This window comes from Buchananella hordeovulneris (genome assembly GCF_001907235.1).
GTDB lineage: Bacteria > Actinomycetota > Actinomycetes > Actinomycetales > Actinomycetaceae > Buchananella > Buchananella hordeovulneris.
The window spans coordinates 1-18637 of the sequence record NZ_MQVS01000018.1; the positions used below are offsets into that span (position 1 = coordinate 1).

An 18637-nucleotide genomic window follows, 5' to 3' on the forward strand; every position below is an offset into this window, starting at 1 on the left:
CCGCCCAGCAAACCCCATCTCCAACTCATCCAAAACCACATCCCGATCCCAACCCACAACAACCTCCAACCCAACACAACAAACCGTTGCACTGAGCATCTGACACCACCTATATGGCGGATGAGCCGCACAGGGAACCATCTAGGGCGGTGATCTCCGTGGCATTGGCCTGGACTTTCGGCCGGCCCCCAGGCTGTCCGGGACTAATGTCCCGGAGGAGTACGCCACATCGCCCCCGAGTCTCGATTTAGGTCTGTATGTAATTCACGATTCCCCACCCGCCCCGTACCGTGAAAACATGACGGCAATCACACCGACACTTCCCGTTCCCGTTTACCAGGGCGTCCCGCCGGAGGGGTGGGAGAAGCTGACGGCCCGCTATCAAGCGGTTGTCGCCCGCCTGCTGGCCCGCATGGGACCGCTCGTCAGCTGCTGGAAGTGGGGAGCCCGCTTGGCGTTGCCGCTGTTCGTGGTGGCACTGATCTTTGTGCCGAAGTTTGCCAGAGCGGCACTGCCGGGGATTCGCATGGTCATCGCCTTGGCGGTGTTCACCGCGCTGTGCCGCCCCCGCACCATCAGCTGGCGGGCTGTGTCCCTGATGCTGTCAGGGGGAGTGCTCTGCGCGCTCGGCATCGCCCTCTTCAGCCAGGCCACGGCTGATCTACTGGAACTGTCCGTAAGCGCCGATGGCCCTAGCACTGCGCTAGCTGCTTTCTTCGAAGAGTCTGGCAAGCTCGTGCCGCTGCTCGTGGTGGCGGTGGTGGCGCCCGGCCGGGCCCGCCGGTTTGCGGTGACCGACTGGGCACTGCTGGGGTTCGCTTCCGGCGCCGGGTTCGTCCTCGCCGAAGAGGGGGTGCGCAGCCTCGGCCTGAGCCCATTTGGAGACCTTGCCCGGGACCTGGCTGGCCTGGGCTACTTATCCAGTTTTCCCAACCCGTTCACTGAAGGTTCCTTCGTCACCCTCAATCCTGGATGGGATAGCAACTACACGGTCGGGCACCAGGTTCACACCATGCTGATTGCGATCGGTATCGGGCTGGCTATCACTTGGTGGCGCGCCAGCCAGGCCCGTTCCGCTGGGGTGCGGCGCTGGCAACGGGGCATCGCCGCCATCTTGCCGCTGCTGTTTTGGTTCAGCGCGGTCGTCACTCACTTTGGTTGGAATGCCAGTGTCCCTGACATATCTTGGCAGGACCACGACATCGCAGGCATTCCTTGGTTCTTCGGCGTGGTGTACAAAGTGGGGCAGTTAGGCAACGCAGAACTACCCTTGGCAATGCTCACGCTGCTGGTCGCGCAACTGGTAGACGCACGCAGACGACAGTTGGCCGATCCACTAGGCGTGCCACCCCCGTATTTACACGGGCCGCGCGCCACCAAGCCGCGGCCCGGATGGGGCTGGATGATGGCGTTTCTGGACAGCGTCTGGGCGTGGCTGTGTTTCACATGGTGGGATCTGCGCCTGACGTGGCAGGGCTACGGTCGTAGCGACTCCCGCTGGCTGGGGCGCGTGCTTGAGGGACGCCGGGTTAGCTACCAGTTGCGTGGGGTGCGCGCCGATGCCATCAACGCACTGCTGGCTACCCCCGAGCCGCAAGGGCGCCAGCACTTCCGCCACCGAGCCCTCGTCTTTGGGGTGCCTGCCTTGCTGGTCAGCGTGGCGCTGGGTGCGTGGATGGCGGCGAGCATTGGGGAGTCTTTCCAGTCCAACTCCCTGCGCTATTTCGCAGGCATTCTCGACAAACTGGGGTATTTCTGGGACGGTCTCGGCGCGCCTGGGCAGATTCTCTTGACCGCGCTACTGGTGACATTCCTCATGGCTGGCGGCTGGAGCTTTGCTTTCGCCATGGGGGCAGCTGGCATCTTCACTTGGTTTGCGGACCACGGCCACGGCCTGGCTGCGCTCCTGCGCGATCCACGGACCGCGCTCAATAACTATGCCCGGACCGTCACTCCCGGACAATTCTTGTGGGACGTGGCCGATTTCGCGATGACATTTGTGCCCGGCTCACTGCTCGGAGGTGGGCTGGTGCGCACGGCCGACGACATCGCGCTCTCCCGCCGCCTGTGGCAGAACGTCGAGCAGCTCAACAGCCCGAAGCACTGGTTTGACCAGCATGCCGCCAGTGACGCGGCCGTCAAGGCCGTTCAGGCCGAGCTGGCTGCGAAGATTCCGCCGGGCTACAACATACGCAGTTTTTACCAGGCTAATCTCGATAAAACGCTACCCAGTCTGTACGAGAGTGGCGTAGATGCCGCCACCATCCAGGATCTGACCACTTTGTCTAACATGCGTGCCCACTACTATGCGCGACGGCAACGCAGCGCGGAGTTGCTGGGGGAACTGGGTGGCGAGCAGGTGTTGCGGCACGAGGGTTACCAGATGGCCCCTGCCTTCAAGGCCAATCCGAACCTCAAAACCGGTCCGGGCAAGTACAGCGTTGACGGGCTGGCGGTGTCGCAGGACGGCAGCCGCATCATGATTCCCGAGTTCAAGGGCGCCGGGAGCAAGGTCGACAAGACCCCGCGCCAACTGCTCTACGAGCCCCCTGCCGCCCAGGGCACGGTGCCTTACGTGCGCGACCGCATGGCCCGGGACGATCGAGTGGCGGAGTTTTTTGCCGAACATCCGGACCTGTGGGAGGGCGTGAAGTCCGGGCGGGTGCAGCTGGAGAAGGAGGTGATAAGCACCCGCGAACCGGGCAACGTCGTCCGTAGCCTCTATCAGGGCTTTTCCCTCACACCGGAGATCATCAAGCACATCGACGACAAGATCGCCAAACTACTTTAGGAGCGCCATGAACCCCATCACGGCCATATCGGCCCCGCGCTTAGCAGAGATTGCCCGGGTGTGGGCGGCCCAACCTTGGCCGCTCAATCAGGAGCAGGCAATTGGGGTGTACCCCCAGCTGGGGTGGGCGCCGCAACCGGATCGTCCCAGCATTTTCTTCTCCGACCTAGGGGTTCTGCCAGGGGCCCCGAAGGGATTCTTCACCCTCGTGGATGGGTTTGTTGCAGCCATCTACTTGCCGTTAAACAACCTCCAGGTCCCTGCCCCTGAGTCGGCCGAGTATTCCCGCACGTTAAGCCAGGCGTTTGGCCCACCGGTGGCGGGGCCCGACTCCCGCCCGGTGGCCGACGCCGTCGGCCACCGCCTGCCTGCGGATGCCGATACCAGCACCTCGTCGATCTGGCTCCTGGACGGGGGCTGCACGCTGCAGCTGTCCGTTAGCCCAAGGCTGGCACTGGCAAACATCGCCTCGCCGGACTTCAGTCAGACGGTGTTGCGGGCGACAGCGGAGGAGTTCTAACGCAACGGCGCGGGCCAGGCAAACTACTGCTCGCAGGCGATTCCATCGCCGTCTCGGTCCAGCTTCCGTCGATAGCCCGGCTCACCTTCGAAAATGTTGACGTAGCCCGCAGCCCGCGCCTCTCTACAATTGTTGAAGTAGACGTCTTCGGCCTGGCTGACCTCTAGCGGTGCCTCAACGTAGGGTTCTTCGTAGCCCGTCTCAGCGGCCTGCTCAGCGGCGCGCCGGTCCGCCTCGGCCCTCTCGGCCGCGGCCTTTTCCTCCGCAGCTTTCCTCTCGGCCGCCGCCTTTTCCTCGGCTGCCTTCTTCTCAGCGGCAGCCTTTTCTGCCGCGGCCTTCTTCTCAGCGGCGACCTTGGTTTCCTGGCAACCAGCGAGGGCCTGCGACAGTTGCTTCGCCTCGGCTTTAGAGACGGCGAGGTGATACTTGGTCTTGACCTTGACCTGGCGGGCGGCCAAGGTGCAGCGGCCCGACCCGGACGGCAGCCACTCGTCGGCGGCGCGCTGGTTGCGCTCGGAGCTGGCGGACTTGGAGACAACGAGAAGGTTCAACGGGTCGGTGGCCAGCTGCGCCCGCAGCGCCGGCGTGAGGGATTGGCCGCCCAGGCCCCAGGCATGCCGGGGCGAGACCACGTGATCCAGGGTCAAGCCCGCCTGGTCGTGACTGCCAGCGACGGTGACTGCCTGACCCGAGTAGGGGTCGGTGAAAGTGCCAGCAGTAATGGAGCACCCATCGGCAGCGGGCGCGGACTGGGCGACATCGCGCTGCAACACCTGCAGGAGGGTGGCGCACTCGAAGTGCCCGGAGCTGGCGGGCCCGAACGAATCAGCAGCGAAGGGGACGGAGGTGTCGGCAGCGGCCAGCGGCAGGCCATCGGCAAGCTTTTGTATGCCGGGGAAGTCGTCTTCTTGCAGGCCGTCGACGCCGGGGACGGTCTCGTTGATCGACGGGGTAGCGGTGGCCGACGCCGCGGACACAGGGGCGCTGAAAGAGGCGGAGTCCTGCTGCTGTGTCTTTACAGAACCACCCGCGACGGCGGCGACCAGGAAGGAGCCGGCCAGCGCTACGGCCCCGTAGTGATGGCGTCCCTTGCCTGCAGCTTTAGTACGTACGGCCCACCTCAATAGCAGACCGCCCAGAGTTACCAGAGCCATGAAGAGGAGGCCAGCTGGTTCCCGATAGAAAACCAGAAGCAGAAATACCGCCCATGAAACGAGAGCAATCTTCGCCCACCAGGGCAAACTGCGAAGAAACAACAGGAATTCGCGACCTTCAGCCTGCATCTTTGCTCGAACATCCATGGGAGCATCCTGACAGTTGGCTGGGTATCGGTTCTGTTAGCTGGGTCCCACCCGCGCTGTGATCTCGGCTGCTGGAGTCCTCGGCACTTTCCTGTCTTAGCGGTTGACTCTGCCACGATGTCAGGTGCCATGCTGCCCCTATGACCGAAACCCCAAACCTGTTGCCGATCGGCCAATTCAGCGCCCTGACCCGCCTGAGCGTGCGCATGCTACGGCATTACGACGCCCACGGCGTTCTCGTGCCGGCGGCGGTCGACCCCCATACCGGTTATCGCCGCTATGCGCCCGCCCAATTGGAAACTGCGGCGGCGATCCGGAATCTGCGGGATGTCGGGTTCGGCGTTTCTGCCATTTCGGCCCTGCTGACCACCCGCGGCACCGACGCATGGGCCCGCGCCCTGGAACTGCAACGGAAAACCCTACTGAGAGAGGAGGCGGACGTGCGCCGCAAGCTTCGCCTCCTGCACCAGTTGCTTGATGGAGGAAAGACCATGTCTATTACCGTTTCGCGGGCTACGGTGCCCGCCATGACCGTCGTGGCGCTGACCGGCACGGTGCCGACCTACAGCGACGAAGGACAGCTGTGGGAGGTCATGCTGCCGCAGCTCATTTCGCAAGGAATCCAAGCGACCGGCCCAGCGGGGGTCATTGAGCACGGAGAGGAGTACGTTGAACACAATCCGCGGTTAAGCATTTTCGTGCCCGTCGCCGCGGGAACGACGACGGTTGCGCCCCTGCAGGTGCTGGAGTTGCCGGAGCGGGAGTGCGTGGTGGCGGAGGTTGTCGGGCCCTATACGCAAATCACGGATGCCCACGACCAAATCGCTGCTCGCCTCGCCACTGACGGGCTGCAGCGCGCCTCCGGCGACACCTTGGCCGCCAAGGCGTTCAACTTCTATCTCAACGATCCACGCGAAGTGCCCGAAGAGCAGCTACGCACGCTCGTCCACCTGCCCATCAACTAACCACCGGAGCGGGGCGGTACGTCGATCTGCCAGACTACGGTCATGGCAGACGACGACGCCCGCTCACGATCCCACTGGTGGCGGTTCCTGCGGCAGAACCCATATGGAACAGCTTTAGCATTTGTCTTGGCATTTCTTTCTTTTTGGGTGCCGGACCTGCTGTGTCTACTGCGGGGATGGCACCCTCTGCGAATACTACTAATGGTGGGCGTACTAGCCGCCGGACTCCGCCTCGTTTACCTCTGGGACAGGCACCAAAACATATCTAGCAGCCCCGACCCAAATGAAGACCGGCCACAGTTTTTCCAGCTATTTGACTGGTGCGTGATCACATTTGTGGGGGCAGTGGCGCTGCTCGGTGTCTCCTGGAAGATATGGGGCACGCTCTTCGCTTCAAATGAGGACCCTGCCGCCCAAGCTACTGCGGCACTGTCAACCGTCGCAGGCTTGGGAGGCGCCGTCTTCCTGGTCGTAAAGTACCGCACCCAGGCGCTGGCCGAACGCCAGGAGGTGCGAGAAGAAGAGGCGGCGCAACGCGACAAGGAGCGCCTGACCGACGAACGCGAGAAGGCGCAGCGCGAGCTTAAGAGAGCCAAGCAGGAGGATTTGGCGTCTCGATTCTCTGAAGCAATCCGCATGTTGGGAGACGCCGCCCCCTCCACCCGGATCGCCGGCGTCCACGCGCTCACCGACATTGCCGACTCCGAGAAAGGTCCCTACAAGCAGCGAGTTGTCGACATTCTCTGCGGCTACCTGCGTACTGATCGACTAGAGAAAGATGCGGAGGGAAACACGCGCTATCACCTAAGCGAGGATGGAACCCCAGACACCTCCAGGCCAATCAGTCGCGACGGGGCTGTGGAGTCAACGATTATCCAGGTCATGGCGGCACACTTGCGCGCCGCAGACCCCGACGACCTAGAAAAGGGCAGTGCGGACGGCAGCCTGTCGGGAGAACAGCTTTGGTGCGCCTGCGACTTCGATCTCCACGAAGCTAAAATTGCCGAAAGGGCAAACTTCTCGGACTGCACTTTTGCCGGTACCATTACACTCACCGACGCAGAATTTTACCACTATGTGAACTTCAATCGGACTCACTTCCTCGCGACAACCTTGATTAATGCGACAATCTTTCACCGGGAAACCCACATAAAAAAGGCCGCTTTTCTAGGCGCGACACGTCTCGAATTGATGCACTTCCACGACAAAGCCGACTTCAGCGAGACATCCTTTTTTACTGAACAAGACCTTGACTCCAGCACCTTTCGCGGTGAGGCAGACTTCAGCAAATGTATCTTCCACAAAGAGGCAAACTTTCGCGGCGTTGAGTTTCATGACGCAGCCGCCTTCAAATCAACTATGTTTCATGGGGCAACATACTTTTGGGCCAGCACGTTTGCGGGACGGGTGGACTTTATGGAAGCCGAATTCCTTGACGATGCGCAATTTAACGACTCAGACATGGCCGCGAGACATGCCCTTAAGGAGTCGCCATGCACCTTCCGCGGCTACACTCTTTTCTCTGACGCCAAATTCCACAAAGGCGCCTCATTTCACGCCACCTTTGAGGGGCACGCAGTGTTTTGCGGAACATGTTTCGGTGACCATGTAAGCTTTTCTAAATCACGGTTTTCATCCGAGGCCGACTTCCATTCGGCCACATTTTCCGGCGGTGCCCGTTTTGCTAACACTGAATTCAGTGAGCAGCCATCTTTTGCAGAGGCCATCTTCGACAGGCCACCGGAGTTTGATGCTGCGGTAAAGCTTGACCCAAAAACTAAGCTGCCGCCAGGCGCCAAGTGGGCCGATGAGGTTGACGAAGACCCTCCGGGGGAATCCGCTTAACACCCCCGCGCTGCACCTGCCGTCGGTCACACTAACGGCAGACGTTCACGGCTGCGCCAACTTCAGCCCGCCAGCTCGTCCTGCCAGGCCGCGGTAGCGCGTCGCCAGGCCAGCGCACACAGCACGAGCCACGCCGCGGCCCCCAGCAGGATGGCCCGGGACCAGCCGGTGACCGGGATGACCCCACACAGCAGCGCCGCAGCCACGACCTCGGAGCCGTTGAAGACGGAGTCGTGGATGGCGAAGGCGCGGCCGCGGTAGGCATCGGCGACGTGCCCGTGCACCACCGTGTCCACGGTGATCTTCCCGGCCTGCAGCCCGATGCCGTGCACCACCAGCCCGACCGCCATCGTCGGCAGCCGCGGGGCGAGAGCCACCAGGCTCAGCCCGAGCACGCTAAGCCCCAGGCACACGGTCAGCCACGTCCGCGCGCCGACGCGGGCCCGCAGCCCGGTCAGCAGCACCCCGATGCCGTGCCCCCCAATGATGCAGGCCAGCAGCAGCGAGAAGACCCCCACCCCGTCGCCGTCGGCCGGGGCGAGGATGGTGCGGGAAGCCAGCACGATCGTCAGGAAGGCCACGCCGTAAGTCGCTCGGTGCGCCCCCATCGTCGCGATCGCGATGGCAGGCAGGCGCCGCTGCCACAGGTGCGCCGCCGCGTGGGCCAGCTCTCGCCACGTGGATCGCACCGCCCGCCGCAGCCCGCCCGCGCCACCAGCCGTGCTCCCCGCGCCCGCGCCCGCGCCCCCACCGGCGGTCAGCCTCTCCGTGCCCGCCTCGCTCGCTGCGTCGTGCACTCCGGCCTCCGCGGCTCCGCCTGCCTGGGCGTGGCGCCCATCGCCCCTCGCCGCCGCGCCATCCTGCTCACTGCCCGCCCCGACCGCGCCCTCTGCCGGCACGGGCCCGATTTCGTGCACCCCGAGGCGCGCGGCCAGCAGCGCCGCCAGCCCGAACATGACCCCGGCGGCGGCCACGGCCCCCAAATCGGTCACCAGCCCGGGCGGCAGGGCGATGCGTAGGGCGAAACCGATGACGGCCCCCACCGCGGTGGCCACCCCGCCCACCGGCGGCAGGATCGCGTTGGCCAGCAGCAGGCTGCGGCGCGGGATGATCAGCGGCACCCCGGCGCTGAGGGCGGCCAGCAGGAAGTGCATGACCCCGAGCGCGGCCAACGCCAGCGTGTAGAGCGCCACTTCGGCGGCCAGCCTGCCCGCCCCGCTGCCGCCGCTGCGGGCGGCCGCCAGCGCCACCACGAGCAGCCCCATGCCGAGGCAGCGACCGAGGTTGCCGTAGACCAGCAGGTTGCGGCGCGAGACCCGGTCGAGCACCGCGCCGATGAACGGCCCGACGAGACTGTAGGGCAGCAGGAGCACCGCGAGCGCGAACGCCACCCCGCCGGGGCTGCGCATCGACTCGGGCCGGAAGAAGAACAGGGTGGCCAGCCCGGCCTGCAGCAGCCCGTCGCCGCTCTGGGAAGCCAGCCGCACCCCGATGAGCAGGCGGAAGCCACGGGTGGACCAGAGGGTGCGCCACGTCGGGGCCGCCTCGCCCGCCGGGCTGGGGGCCGACGTCGGCCGCTGGTTAGTCATGTCTCGTTCCTGTCGTTTCACTAGTCTCCCCGGCTCGGCCCCCCAGGGGCCGCGCCCACCGTCCCCTCCGCGCCCGGGCCGCACCGGCCCTGCCATCCCGCGTCCGCGCTCGGCCACTCGGCCTTAAACCAAGTCCAGCCCCGCACCCGACCAAAACCGCGCCCCGCGCCGTCTCAGGTGGTGCGCGGCACCTTGCCTTCGCGGCGCTTGGCAGCCAGGGCGTTGCGGGCCTCGACGTGACTCATGGCCTGCAGGGCCGGTCCTTCGGCGGCCCACCACTTACGCAGGGCCTCCTCGGCGGCTTCCCGCCCGAGGGCGCCGTGCTCCATGCGCAGCTCCATCAGATAGTGGCGGGCGTGCCCAACGAGGATGCCGGGTTCGATACCGAGCAATGTTCCGATCTCGCTGCCGTCCAGGTCGGGCCGGATGGCGGCCATTTCCTCGGCGGCGGCCAGGGCGGCGATGCGGGCCTCAAGGTCGTCGTAGGCAGCGTTGAGCATCATGGATTTGCGGCGGTTGCGGGTGGTGCAGTCGGCGCGGGTGAGGCGGTGCAGGCGGGTGAGCATGTCCCCGGCGTCGGTGACGTAGCGGCGCACCGCCGAGTCGGTCCACGCGGCCTCCCCGTATCCGTGGAAGCGCAGGTGCAGGCTGACGAGCTTGACCACGTCCCGGGTCGTCTTCTTGTCGAAGCGCAGGGCCTTCATGCGGGCGGCCGTCATCTTCGCCCCGACGATCTCGTGGTGGTGGAACGTCACCTGGCGGCCCTCGAAGCGGCGGGTGGCGGGCTTGCCAACGTCGTGCATGAGCGCGGCGAACCGCAGCACGAAGTCGGGGCCGGGCACGTCCCCGTCCGGCCCGGTCTCCAAGGCGATGGCCTGGTCGAGCACGGTCAAGGTGTGCTCGTAGACGTCCTTGTGGCGGCCATGCTCGTCCACCGTCTCCTGCAGCCCTGACAGTTCGGGCAGGACGACGTCGGCCACCCCCGTGTGCACCAGCAGCTCCAGGCCGCGGCGGGGGGCGGGAGAGATGATGAGCCGCTCCAGTTCGGCGCGCACCCGCTCGGCTGAGACGATGCGCAACCGGTCGGCCATGGCGCTCATGGCGTCCATGACGTCAACATCGACGTCTAACCCGAGCTGGGCGGCAAAGCGGGCGGCGCGCATGATGCGCAGCGGGTCGTCGTCGAACGACTGGTGGGCACCGACGGGCGTGCGCAGCAGGCCCGCCGCGAGATCGTCCAGCCCGTGGTGCGGGTCGACAAGTTCCCGGCTGGGCAGGCGCAGCGCCATCGCGTTGACGGTGAAGTCGCGGCGAGTCAGGTCCCCGGTGAGGCTTTCGCCGTAGGCGACGACGGGCTTGCGGGAGGCGGGTTCGTATTCCTCGGTGCGGTAGGTGGTGACCTCGACGATGGTCTGCCCGCGCCGCGCGCCAATGGTGCCGAAGGCTCGGCCCATGTCCCAGGTGGCGGTGCCCCACCGGCGCAAGATCTCCTCCGATTCTTCGGGGCGGGCCGAGGTCGTCAGGTCGAGGTCGTGCGGGGCGACCCCGAGGTGGGCGTCGCGCACCGGGCCGCCCACCAGGGCGATCTCGTGCCCGGCGGCGGTGAACATGTGGGCCAGCTCCAGCAGGGGGGCGGGCAGGGCAGCAAAGACACGCGCGGCACGCGCGGTCAGCTCCTCGCGATCAGCCAAAATGGGCAAATCGGTAGGCAGCGGGGCAGAAACTGGGCGCTGTTCGGTGTTCATTAGGTCATAGCGTGCCATGAGTAACGGACAACTCCCACTCGCCCTCGCCTACAGTGGAGCCATGCCCCTATCCGTGCCCAAGCCGCGTGCCCCCCGGTCGTTGCCTCGACTGGGTGGGGATCGTGCGCTGCCGATCGCGGAAGAGGTCTCGGCGGGTGGCATAGTGATTAAGGTGCGTGACGGGCGGGCCTATGTGGCGGTTATCGCACGCCGCAATCGGGCAGGCCGCCTGGAGTGGTGTCTGCCGAAGGGCCACTTGGAGGGCATCGAGACGCCGCCGCAGGCGGCTGTGCGCGAGATCTACGAGGAGACGGGCATCTCGGGGCGCATCATCAAGCATCTAAAAACGATCGACTACTGGTTTGCCGGTTACGACCGGCGGGTCCACAAAGTAGTCCACCACTACCTCCTAGAGGCCATCGGCGGGGAACTGACGGTGGAAAATGACCCCGATAGGGAAGCGGAGGACGTCGCGTGGGTGGAGGCCAGTAAAGTTGCCGACCGGTTGGCCTACCCGAACGAGCGCCGCGTAGTGTCTTTGGCTCTCGACTTGTTGACAGGGCGACGGTGAGCAGACGTTGGTTAAGCGGGGGCGCGTTGGCGGCCCTCCTCTTGGCGGGGGTGACGCCGACGGCCCAGGCTGCCCCCGAAATGGTGAAGCTGGCCGTGGAGGTGCAAAACGTCGCCCCATACGTGGTCACGGGCGAGGACGTGACGATCAGCGGGGTGGTGCGCAATACCGGCACCCAGGCAGTGGCTCGGCTGGACTTGGCGGTCAGCATGCACCAAGACGTGCCAGGCGACCGGCGGGCGCTGCACGAGTTCGCGGCCGGTACCCCTGACCCGTCATTGGCCCTGGTGGATACGTTCGAGGTGCAGGGGGCGCTGCCGGCCGGCGGAACGCTGCCGTTTTCTCTCACTGTGCCGCGTGGTCAGCTGCCGGTTGGGCCGGACGACGCCTGGGGTCCCCGGGGGGTGGAGATAGACGCCTACGTGGTGCCCGCTGACGCCCCACCGGTGGAGGAGGCCCCCTGGCACAGCCCGCGGGACCTGGATGCCAACGGCCCGGAAGGTAGTGGCCGGACGCTGTTCATCTTTAATCCCCCTACCGATGCTCCGGTGTCCCTGGCGGTGGCCCAACCGGTGGTGGCCAGCGGTGCCGAACTGGAGCGGGCCCTGCTGCAAGGCGAATCCTTGGAAGTGGCCAGCCAGCAGCGGTTGGGTAGCTTCCTCGCGGGCGCGGATCGCCGCTGGCTCACCCTCGGGGTGGACCCCATGTTGTTCGCTGACGCCGTCGAAACCGTGTTCTCCTCCCCACCGTTGGGCACTGATCCGGCCACGCCGTCTCCCACCCAGCCCACGGCAGACAGCCCCAGCCCGACTCTCGCCCCGCCGCTGGTCACCCCCCAAGCAACCCAGAGTCCGCAGTTCGTGCTGCCCGCCCTTACCGTTGACAACACGCCCAGCTTCGCGGGGCAGGCCGCTGACTTTGAGCTGGTACAGCTTGCCCCCTACGATGCCCCGCCGCTGACGTCGTTCTTGCCGCGTCCGCCTGCGGTTGCCCCCCTGCCCCAGGCGCACTCCGATGTGGCCTGGCCGCATGAAGCCAGCCTGAGCGAACAATTGGTGCGCCAGCTGCTGGCTTCCCCCAACTATCGGGCCCTGTTGCTGCCGCCGGAAACCTTCCCGGCGGCCACGGGAACCAGCCCGGTCGCCCACACGACCGTGAGCCTAGATGGGCTGAGCAAGGACGCCCTGGTGGGGGATCCCTACCTGCCGAACCTGTTGGCCGGCCTGGACACGCGCGGCCACGCCCTGCCGCCCTTCCTGCACCGGATGCTCCTGGCGGCCGACACCGCGCTGCTGCGCCGCGATCATCCCACCGGCGACGCCGGGTTCCTCGCGTTGGTGCCGCGCGCCAGCAGCAACCACATATCGGCCTACGCCGAGTCTTTCGCGTTCCTCGAATCACTGCCGTGGGTGCAACCCACGACCGTCACGGGACTGCTGCAGCTGCCTGCGGCGACCCAGGACCGCACCACCCTCACCCTGCCGCAATCGGCGGACGAACAGCGGCTGGCCCAAATCACGGTGGCGCTAGATCGCCTGACCCCCGTAACCAACGCGGTGGAGGACCGCGCCACCTTCCGCCAACCATTCGTCGCCGCCGCCGCCATCCTGGCCTCCGCCCAGTGGGGGCCCGCCCACGGGCAGCGGCACGTCAGCAAACTGCAGTCCCTCGTTGACGAGGCCACGGACGCGATCATGATCCACGTGGTGTCCGAGGTGCGCATGATTGACTCCGACGCCTCCCTCCCGATCCGCGTCACCAATTCCCTCCCAACCGACGTCACCGTCACCCTCGCGGTCACCTCCCACGCCTGGCGTTTGAAGTTCCCGGATCAGATCACCAAGACGGTGCCAGCCAATCGGCAAGTGCAATTCATGATGCCGTCCCACGGGGTGGGCACGGGCGACGTCAACGTCGACGTGCGGGTGTTGTCCCCGGAAGGGGACGTAATCGCCGGCCCCAACGCGGTGCGGGTGCGGGTGCGCGCCGATTGGGAGAACCTCGGTGTCGGGATACTTTTCGGTGCCGCAATAGTCCTGATCGTCGTGGGTTTAGTGAGAAGATTCCTCAAGAATCGCAAATCGCGTGAGGCATCCGTCCTAGCCCTCCCGACCTCGGACCCGTCTGCATCCGCGAGTGACGCCACCGCGGTGCCGCCCGCTGACGGGTCCGCTGACCCCGGCCGAAAGGAAAGTACGTGAGCCGCAGCCCCAGCGAGGCAAGCCTCGCGAAGAGCTCGTCCATCATGTTCTCCGGCACGCTCGTGTCCCGGTTGCTGGGTTTCGTGCGCAACGCACTCCTGGTGGCGGTCATCGGGGTCGCGGGCGCCAACGACGCCTTCACCGTCGCCAACACCCTGCCCAATACGGTGTTCAACCTGCTGGCGGGCGGGGTGCTCAACGCCATCTTGGTGCCGCAGATCATCCGCGCCCTGCGTTCCAAGACGGGCGGTGACGAATACGTCAACCGGCTGCTGACCATCACCGGCACCCTGATCTTGGGGATCACGGTGGTGGCCACGGCGGCCGCGCCCCTGCTGGTGCGCCTGTTCGCCGGACAGATGGCCCCCGGCTGGTTCAATCTCGCCGTCATTTTCGCGTACTGGTGTCTGCCCCAGGTTTTCTTCTACGGGGTCTTCGCGCTGCTCAGCCAGGTCCTCAATGCCCACAACCGGTTCGGCTGGCCCATGTGGGCGCCCGCGATCAACAACGTCGTCGGCATCATCGGCCTCGTAGCGTTCCTGTACCTGTTCAGTTCGCGCGCTGACGCCGCCGCGACCGACATCTGGGGCACCCCCGAAGTGCTGGTGCTGGCGGGCTCAGCCACCCTCGGGGTCATCGTGCAGGCCCTGTGCCTTTTCCCGTCGCTCCGCAAGGTCGGCTTCCACTGGCGGGCCACGTGGGGCCTGAAAGGCCTGGGGACCGCCTCCCAGGTGGCGATGTGGGCGTTCGCGGCGCTCGTCGTCGGCCAGATTGGCTTCATTGGCTTCTCCCGGGTGGCTGCCGCCGCTAACGCCGCCGCCGAGACCGACGGCGTGTTCTACCCGTCCACCGCCGCCTACACGGTGGCTTTCATGCTCTCGATCCTGCCGCAGTCGCTGATCACCACCTCGATCGTCACCGCCATGTTCACCCGCATGAGCGACCACGCGGCCGCCGACGACACCGCTGCCGTCAATCGCGACCTCTCCCTGGGTATGCGCACCGTTGGTATCTTCACGATTCTGTGCTCGGCGGGGCTGATCGTGCTGGCCCTGCCGCTGGTGCAGGCCATCGCCCCGACCTTGCCGCTTACGGAAGCCTCCGGGGTGGCTCTCGTCTTGGCGGTGCTGTCCCTCGGCGTGGCCGGCCAGGGCGGGTGGACCATGGTGCAGCGCGTCTTGTTCGCCTACGAAGACACCAAGACGATGTTCCTCATCCAGGTACCGATGGCCGTCTTCACCCTCGTGGGGGCCTACGGGGCGTACTGGCTGGCGCCGCCCGGCTGGTGGGTCGTGGGCGGGGCCGCTGGCGACGTGCTCGCCATGTACTTCGGCACCATAGTCGGCCTGCTGGTGTTGCGCCGCCAGCGGCTGCCCGAGGTGGAGATCGCGGCCACCACGAAGTACTACGCCCTGCTGGTGGCGGCCGTCGTGCCGGCCACGCTAGCCGGGTGGGGGGTGCTGTGGCTGATCGGGGTGGACAACTCTGGGGTGTGGCTGGGCGAGATATTGGGCGCCACCCTCGGGCAACTGTTTGGAGCCCTGTTCCGTCTCGCGGTGGTCGCCCTGGTGATGACCGCGATCTATGTCGTCATTCTGCTGCGCCTGAACGTGCCCGAGATGCGGCGCGTGCTCTCGCCCGTCCTGTCGCTGCTGTCCCGCCTGGTGCGCCTGGCACCCGGTGGCGGCAAGGTGGCGGAGCTGCTGTTGACGTGGCGCGACAAGCTCGCCATCGACGGGCCGCGGGTTGAGTTCGCGCAAGATCCGAATGCTTCCCTGGTGGCGGAGGCCACCAGCGGCATTGTGGTGGTCGACATGTCGCTCGTGCCCCGCTCCGGCTCCAGCGTCGACGAGCGCTACACCCTGATCCGCACCATGCCCGTCAACCTGTTGGGTGCCACCCGGTGGGACGCCGAAGACTCCGTGACGGGCGTCCCGGTGACCCTCTACATGTTGCTGCAGGGTGGGCTACGCACCGAACGGATGGTGCAGGCCGCGCAAAACGCCAGCCGCCTGACCCTGCCGGGGGTCGTGCGCGTGTACGAGGCCGGCATGCGCCCGGCCTTCCTGGCCGTCGAACGTAATACGGCCCCCTCCCTCTCCCGGTCCCTGGCCAAGGAATCGTTGACGCCACAGGCGGCCCGCGACCTCGTCGTCGACCTCGCCCGGACCCTAGCTGCCGCTGCCGAGCAGGGGGTCGGGCACGGGGCCCTGACGCCCGACGATGTCTTCCTCGCCGAAGACCTGGTCCGGGTGGGCGGGCTGGAGTATCGGGCGGCAGCCGAGGAGATTCGCTACGCCAGCCCCGCCGAGCGGGAAAAGGCCGACGTCACCACGTTGGTGACTATCGGCTATCTCGCTTTGACCCGGACCTGGCCCGGTGGCGGCTACGGTTTTGTCAAGAGTCGGGAACGGGGCGGCAAGCCCTTGCCAGCCAGCGAGATCGTGCCGGAAGTCGACGACGCCCTCAACACGGTCATCGATGAGACTTTCGCGGGGGCTGGGCCTGCTACGTTTGCCGAGCTGTTAACGAAGCTGGGAGAAGACGTGAATATGCCGTTGTCGGGTGCCCCCACGGGCCGACCGATCGAGCTGGAGCCGCCGGGCACTGATGCCCGCCCGGCCGGGTTCTCGGTGCTCTTGCCCCCGCCCCCTGAGGCCGTGGATGCCACCGCGGTGCTGCCCAAGGCGGCGCCTGCGGCCCCGGTTCCCAGTGGCGCGCCGCTGCCGTCGACCGGGGCGGTCGCCGGGCCGCAGGCGGGGACGGCCCCGGCCCCGGGCTTGGCGCCCCCGCCAAGCTTCGCCCCCGGCCCTGGCCCAGCGCCTGCCCCCAGTCCCGGGGATCTCGGCAAGCCGCCAAAGCCCGGTAAGCGTGCCCCGATTTCGACCGAGGCGCTGCCCGCCTGGACCGACGAATCCGAGCGCGCCAAGCCGTTCCTGGCCCGCCGCGTCAACCCCACCCCGGTGGTGCTGCTGGTGCTGTTGGTGGGTGTCGTGGCGGGGCTCGCGTGGGCGGTGTCTACGCTGCTGGCTCCTGCCAAGCCGATTGCTAGCGACGACTCTTGGCTCTTCCGTGGCCCCGCCACCCCGGAGGCGACCGCCCCCGCGGAAGAAGGGGAGGACGCTGCCACCCCCGCCCCCGCGGACCTGGGGCCGGCCCAGATCGTCTCAGCTAGCGTCGTCGACCCGGGGGGAGACGGCGATGAGCACCCCGAACTGGTCAACAACCTGTTCGATGCCAATTCCGATACCGAGTGGTACTCCCGCTTCTACAACTCGGCGGCCTATGGCAACATCAAGCAGGGCTTCGGCCTGGCCTTTGAGTTGTCGGAGGAGCGAACGATCTCCCAGATCCGCACCGAATACAACAGCACCGGGGGACTAGTGCAGGTGTTGGTAGATGGTGACACGCCCGCGGACGGCAAGTCGCTCGCCCAGTCGGCTTTGCAGGAAGACCTCACGCTGTCGTTTGAACCAACGAAGACCAAACGGGTGGTCTTGTGGTTCTCGGAGCTGCCGGTCTCACTGGCTGACGGCAAGTTCCGGGTGGAGATCCGCGAGGTTGCCATCCGTTAACGGCGGGAATAGTTGTCCCGCGCTGGCGTTGCCTATACGTAAGCGATGAAGGAGGAATGTTGTCCGTCCACGATGTTGTAATCGTCGGCTCTGGCCCGGCTGGCTACACCGCTGCTATCTACGCCGCCCGCGCCGGGCTGCGTCCCGTCGTCTTCGCGGGGGCTTTGAGCGCCGGCGGAGCTTTGATGAACACCACCGAGGTGGAGAACTTTCCCGGTTTCCCGGAGGGAATCCAGGGGCCGGACCTCATGGAGGCGATGCGGGCCCAGGCCGAGAAGTTTGGCGCCGACATTCGCTACGAGGATGTCGTCAAGGTGTCGTTGGCGGGTGACGAGAAGCTAGTCGAGGGTGAAGACAGCACGGTTAGTGCCCGCGCCGTCATCCTGGCCACCGGGTCGGCCTACCGGCACCTCGGGGTGCCGGGGGAGGAACTGCTGGCGGGGCACGGGGTGTCTTACTGCGCCACCTGCGATGGGTTCTTCTTCCGTGACCTGCCGATCGTGGTGGTGGGGGGCGGCGACTCCGCCATGGAGGAGGCCACCTTCTTGACGCGCTTTGGCTCCTCGGTCACGGTGGTGCATCGCCGCGACGAGCTGCGGGCTTCCAAGGTGATGGCGGACCGCGCCCTCGCCGACCCGAAGATCAACTTCGAATGGAACTCGGTCGTCACCGAGATTCTGGGCGACGACGCGGTCAGTGGGGTGCGCCTGCGCGACACCGTCACCGGGGAAGAGCGCGAGCTCGCAACCCGCGCCGTTTTCGTGGCCATCGGCCACGACCCGCGCACCGACCTGGTCCGTGACCAGCTCGACCTGGATGAGGACGGCTACATCAAGGTTGCCGAACCGACGACTGCCACCAGCCTGCCGGGCGTGTTCGCCTGTGGTGACGTGGTCGATCACTCGTACCGCCAGGCCATCACTGCGGCCGGCACCGGCTGCCGGGCCGCCCTCGACGCCGAACGTTACCTCGCATCCCTGTAAGGAGGCCCACATGACTAGCGAAGTTACTGACAAGTCTTTCCAGACCGAGGTGCTGGGCGCTGACGGCCCAGTGCTGGTGGACTTCTGGGCGCCGTGGTGCCCGCCGTGCCGCCAGATGAGCCCGATCGTCGATGAATTGTCTGCCGAGCTGGACGGAGTGAAAGTCGTCAAGCTGAACGTGGACAACAACCCGCTAACGGCCGCGCGTTACGGGGTGCGCTCAATCCCGACGTTCAACGTCTACTTCGGCGGTGAACTGGTCGAGACGGTGGTGGGAGGCCGCCCGAAGAAGGAGCTGGCGGCCCTGGCGTCGAAGTACGTCTCGCAGTAACAGAGACAGGGTGCCGACGCGCGCTCTGCGGCAAGTGTCCCACGCACCTACCTGATGCCGTCGCTGTTGTGCGAGCTGCGACCTGAAAAGGGGGCGTATCCTTGAACTGCTCCCCGGAAGTTGGACCTGGTAATCGGGTTCCTTCTTCCGGGGAGTATTTCTGTGTTGTCATCGAGTAAGGCCAGCCAGGTCCAGCGTGAGCGGTTGGTTGAGTTGTTCG

12 protein-coding genes are annotated in these 18637 nt (G+C 66.2%); 9 read left to right on the forward strand and 3 right to left on the reverse strand.

The genetic code is table 11. The annotated features are described in order from the left end of the window. Positions 1 to 298: 298 nt before the first annotated feature. Together BSZ40_RS11015 and BSZ40_RS11020 are read left to right on the forward strand one after the other, a co-directional pair. Positions 299 to 2791 carry a PrsW family intramembrane metalloprotease gene (locus tag BSZ40_RS11015; RefSeq protein ID WP_143180968.1) on the forward strand — a complete coding sequence of 831 codons (2493 nt, stop codon included), beginning with the start codon at positions 299 to 301 and terminating at the stop codon, positions 2789 to 2791. A 7-nt stretch (positions 2792 to 2798) separates the two neighbouring features. Continuing rightward, a complete protein-coding gene (locus BSZ40_RS11020; protein ID WP_073826412.1) occupies positions 2799 to 3311 on the forward strand; it encodes a DUF6301 family protein in 513 nt (170 codons plus the stop codon). A 23-nt stretch (positions 3312 to 3334) separates the two neighbouring features. Here the strand turns inward: BSZ40_RS11020 and BSZ40_RS11025 are convergent, their stop codons facing one another. Further along, the gene (locus BSZ40_RS11025) at positions 3335 to 4465 is read right to left on the reverse strand and encodes an excalibur calcium-binding domain-containing protein (RefSeq protein ID WP_143180969.1); all 1131 of its coding nucleotides are present in this window, start codon (positions 4463 to 4465) and stop codon (positions 3335 to 3337) included. A 287-nt stretch (positions 4466 to 4752) separates the two neighbouring features. On the opposite strand from BSZ40_RS11025, the gene BSZ40_RS11030 reads away from it, so the two are divergent. Then, positions 4753 to 5577, forward strand: a complete 825-nt coding sequence (locus tag BSZ40_RS11030; protein ID WP_073826418.1) for a MerR family transcriptional regulator — start codon at positions 4753 to 4755, stop codon at positions 5575 to 5577. Between the two features lie 42 nt (positions 5578 to 5619). Beyond that, positions 5620 to 7422 carry a pentapeptide repeat-containing protein gene (locus BSZ40_RS11035; protein WP_084542832.1) on the forward strand — a complete coding sequence of 601 codons (1803 nt, stop codon included), beginning with the start codon at positions 5620 to 5622 and terminating at the stop codon, positions 7420 to 7422. Between the two features lie 62 nt (positions 7423 to 7484). Here BSZ40_RS11035 and BSZ40_RS11040 read toward each other — a convergent pair whose 3' ends face one another. Together BSZ40_RS11040 and BSZ40_RS11045 are read right to left on the reverse strand one after the other, a co-directional pair. Continuing rightward, entirely contained in the window at positions 7485 to 9011 is a 1527-nt protein-coding gene (locus BSZ40_RS11040) for an MFS transporter (RefSeq protein WP_073826423.1), read from the reverse strand. Between the two features lie 173 nt (positions 9012 to 9184). Next, on the reverse strand, positions 9185 to 10756 hold the full coding sequence (locus tag BSZ40_RS11045; protein ID WP_073826425.1) for a CCA tRNA nucleotidyltransferase: 1572 nt from the start codon (positions 10754 to 10756) through the stop codon (positions 9185 to 9187). A gap of 61 nt (positions 10757 to 10817) precedes the next feature. Between BSZ40_RS11045 and BSZ40_RS11050 the strand changes: the two genes are divergently transcribed. The 5 genes from BSZ40_RS11050 to trxA are packed head-to-tail and all read left to right on the forward strand — an operon-like array spanning position 10818 to position 18417. Further along, positions 10818 to 11327 (forward strand): NUDIX hydrolase, encoded by a 510-nt coding sequence (locus BSZ40_RS11050; RefSeq protein WP_073826428.1) that lies wholly within the window; start codon positions 10818 to 10820, stop codon positions 11325 to 11327. Continuing rightward, positions 11324 to 13528, forward strand: coding sequence for a DUF6049 family protein (locus BSZ40_RS11055; RefSeq protein ID WP_143180970.1), 2205 nt, complete (start codon positions 11324 to 11326; stop codon positions 13526 to 13528). The genes BSZ40_RS11050 and BSZ40_RS11055 overlap by 4 nt, the downstream gene beginning before the upstream one ends. Then, complete coding sequence (locus tag BSZ40_RS11060) at positions 13525 to 17103, forward strand: murein biosynthesis integral membrane protein MurJ (protein ID WP_073826434.1); 3579 nt, start codon at positions 13525 to 13527, stop codon at positions 17101 to 17103. Before BSZ40_RS11055 ends, BSZ40_RS11060 begins: the two co-directional genes overlap by 4 nt. 56 nt (positions 17104 to 17159) lie before the next feature. After that, entirely contained in the window at positions 17160 to 18086 is a 927-nt protein-coding gene (trxB, locus tag BSZ40_RS11065; protein ID WP_084542833.1) for a thioredoxin-disulfide reductase, read from the forward strand. 10 nt (positions 18087 to 18096) lie between these two features. Beyond that, on the forward strand, positions 18097 to 18417 hold the full coding sequence (trxA, locus tag BSZ40_RS11070; RefSeq protein ID WP_073826439.1) for a thioredoxin: 321 nt from the start codon (positions 18097 to 18099) through the stop codon (positions 18415 to 18417). Positions 18418 to 18637: the final 220 nt, after the last annotated feature.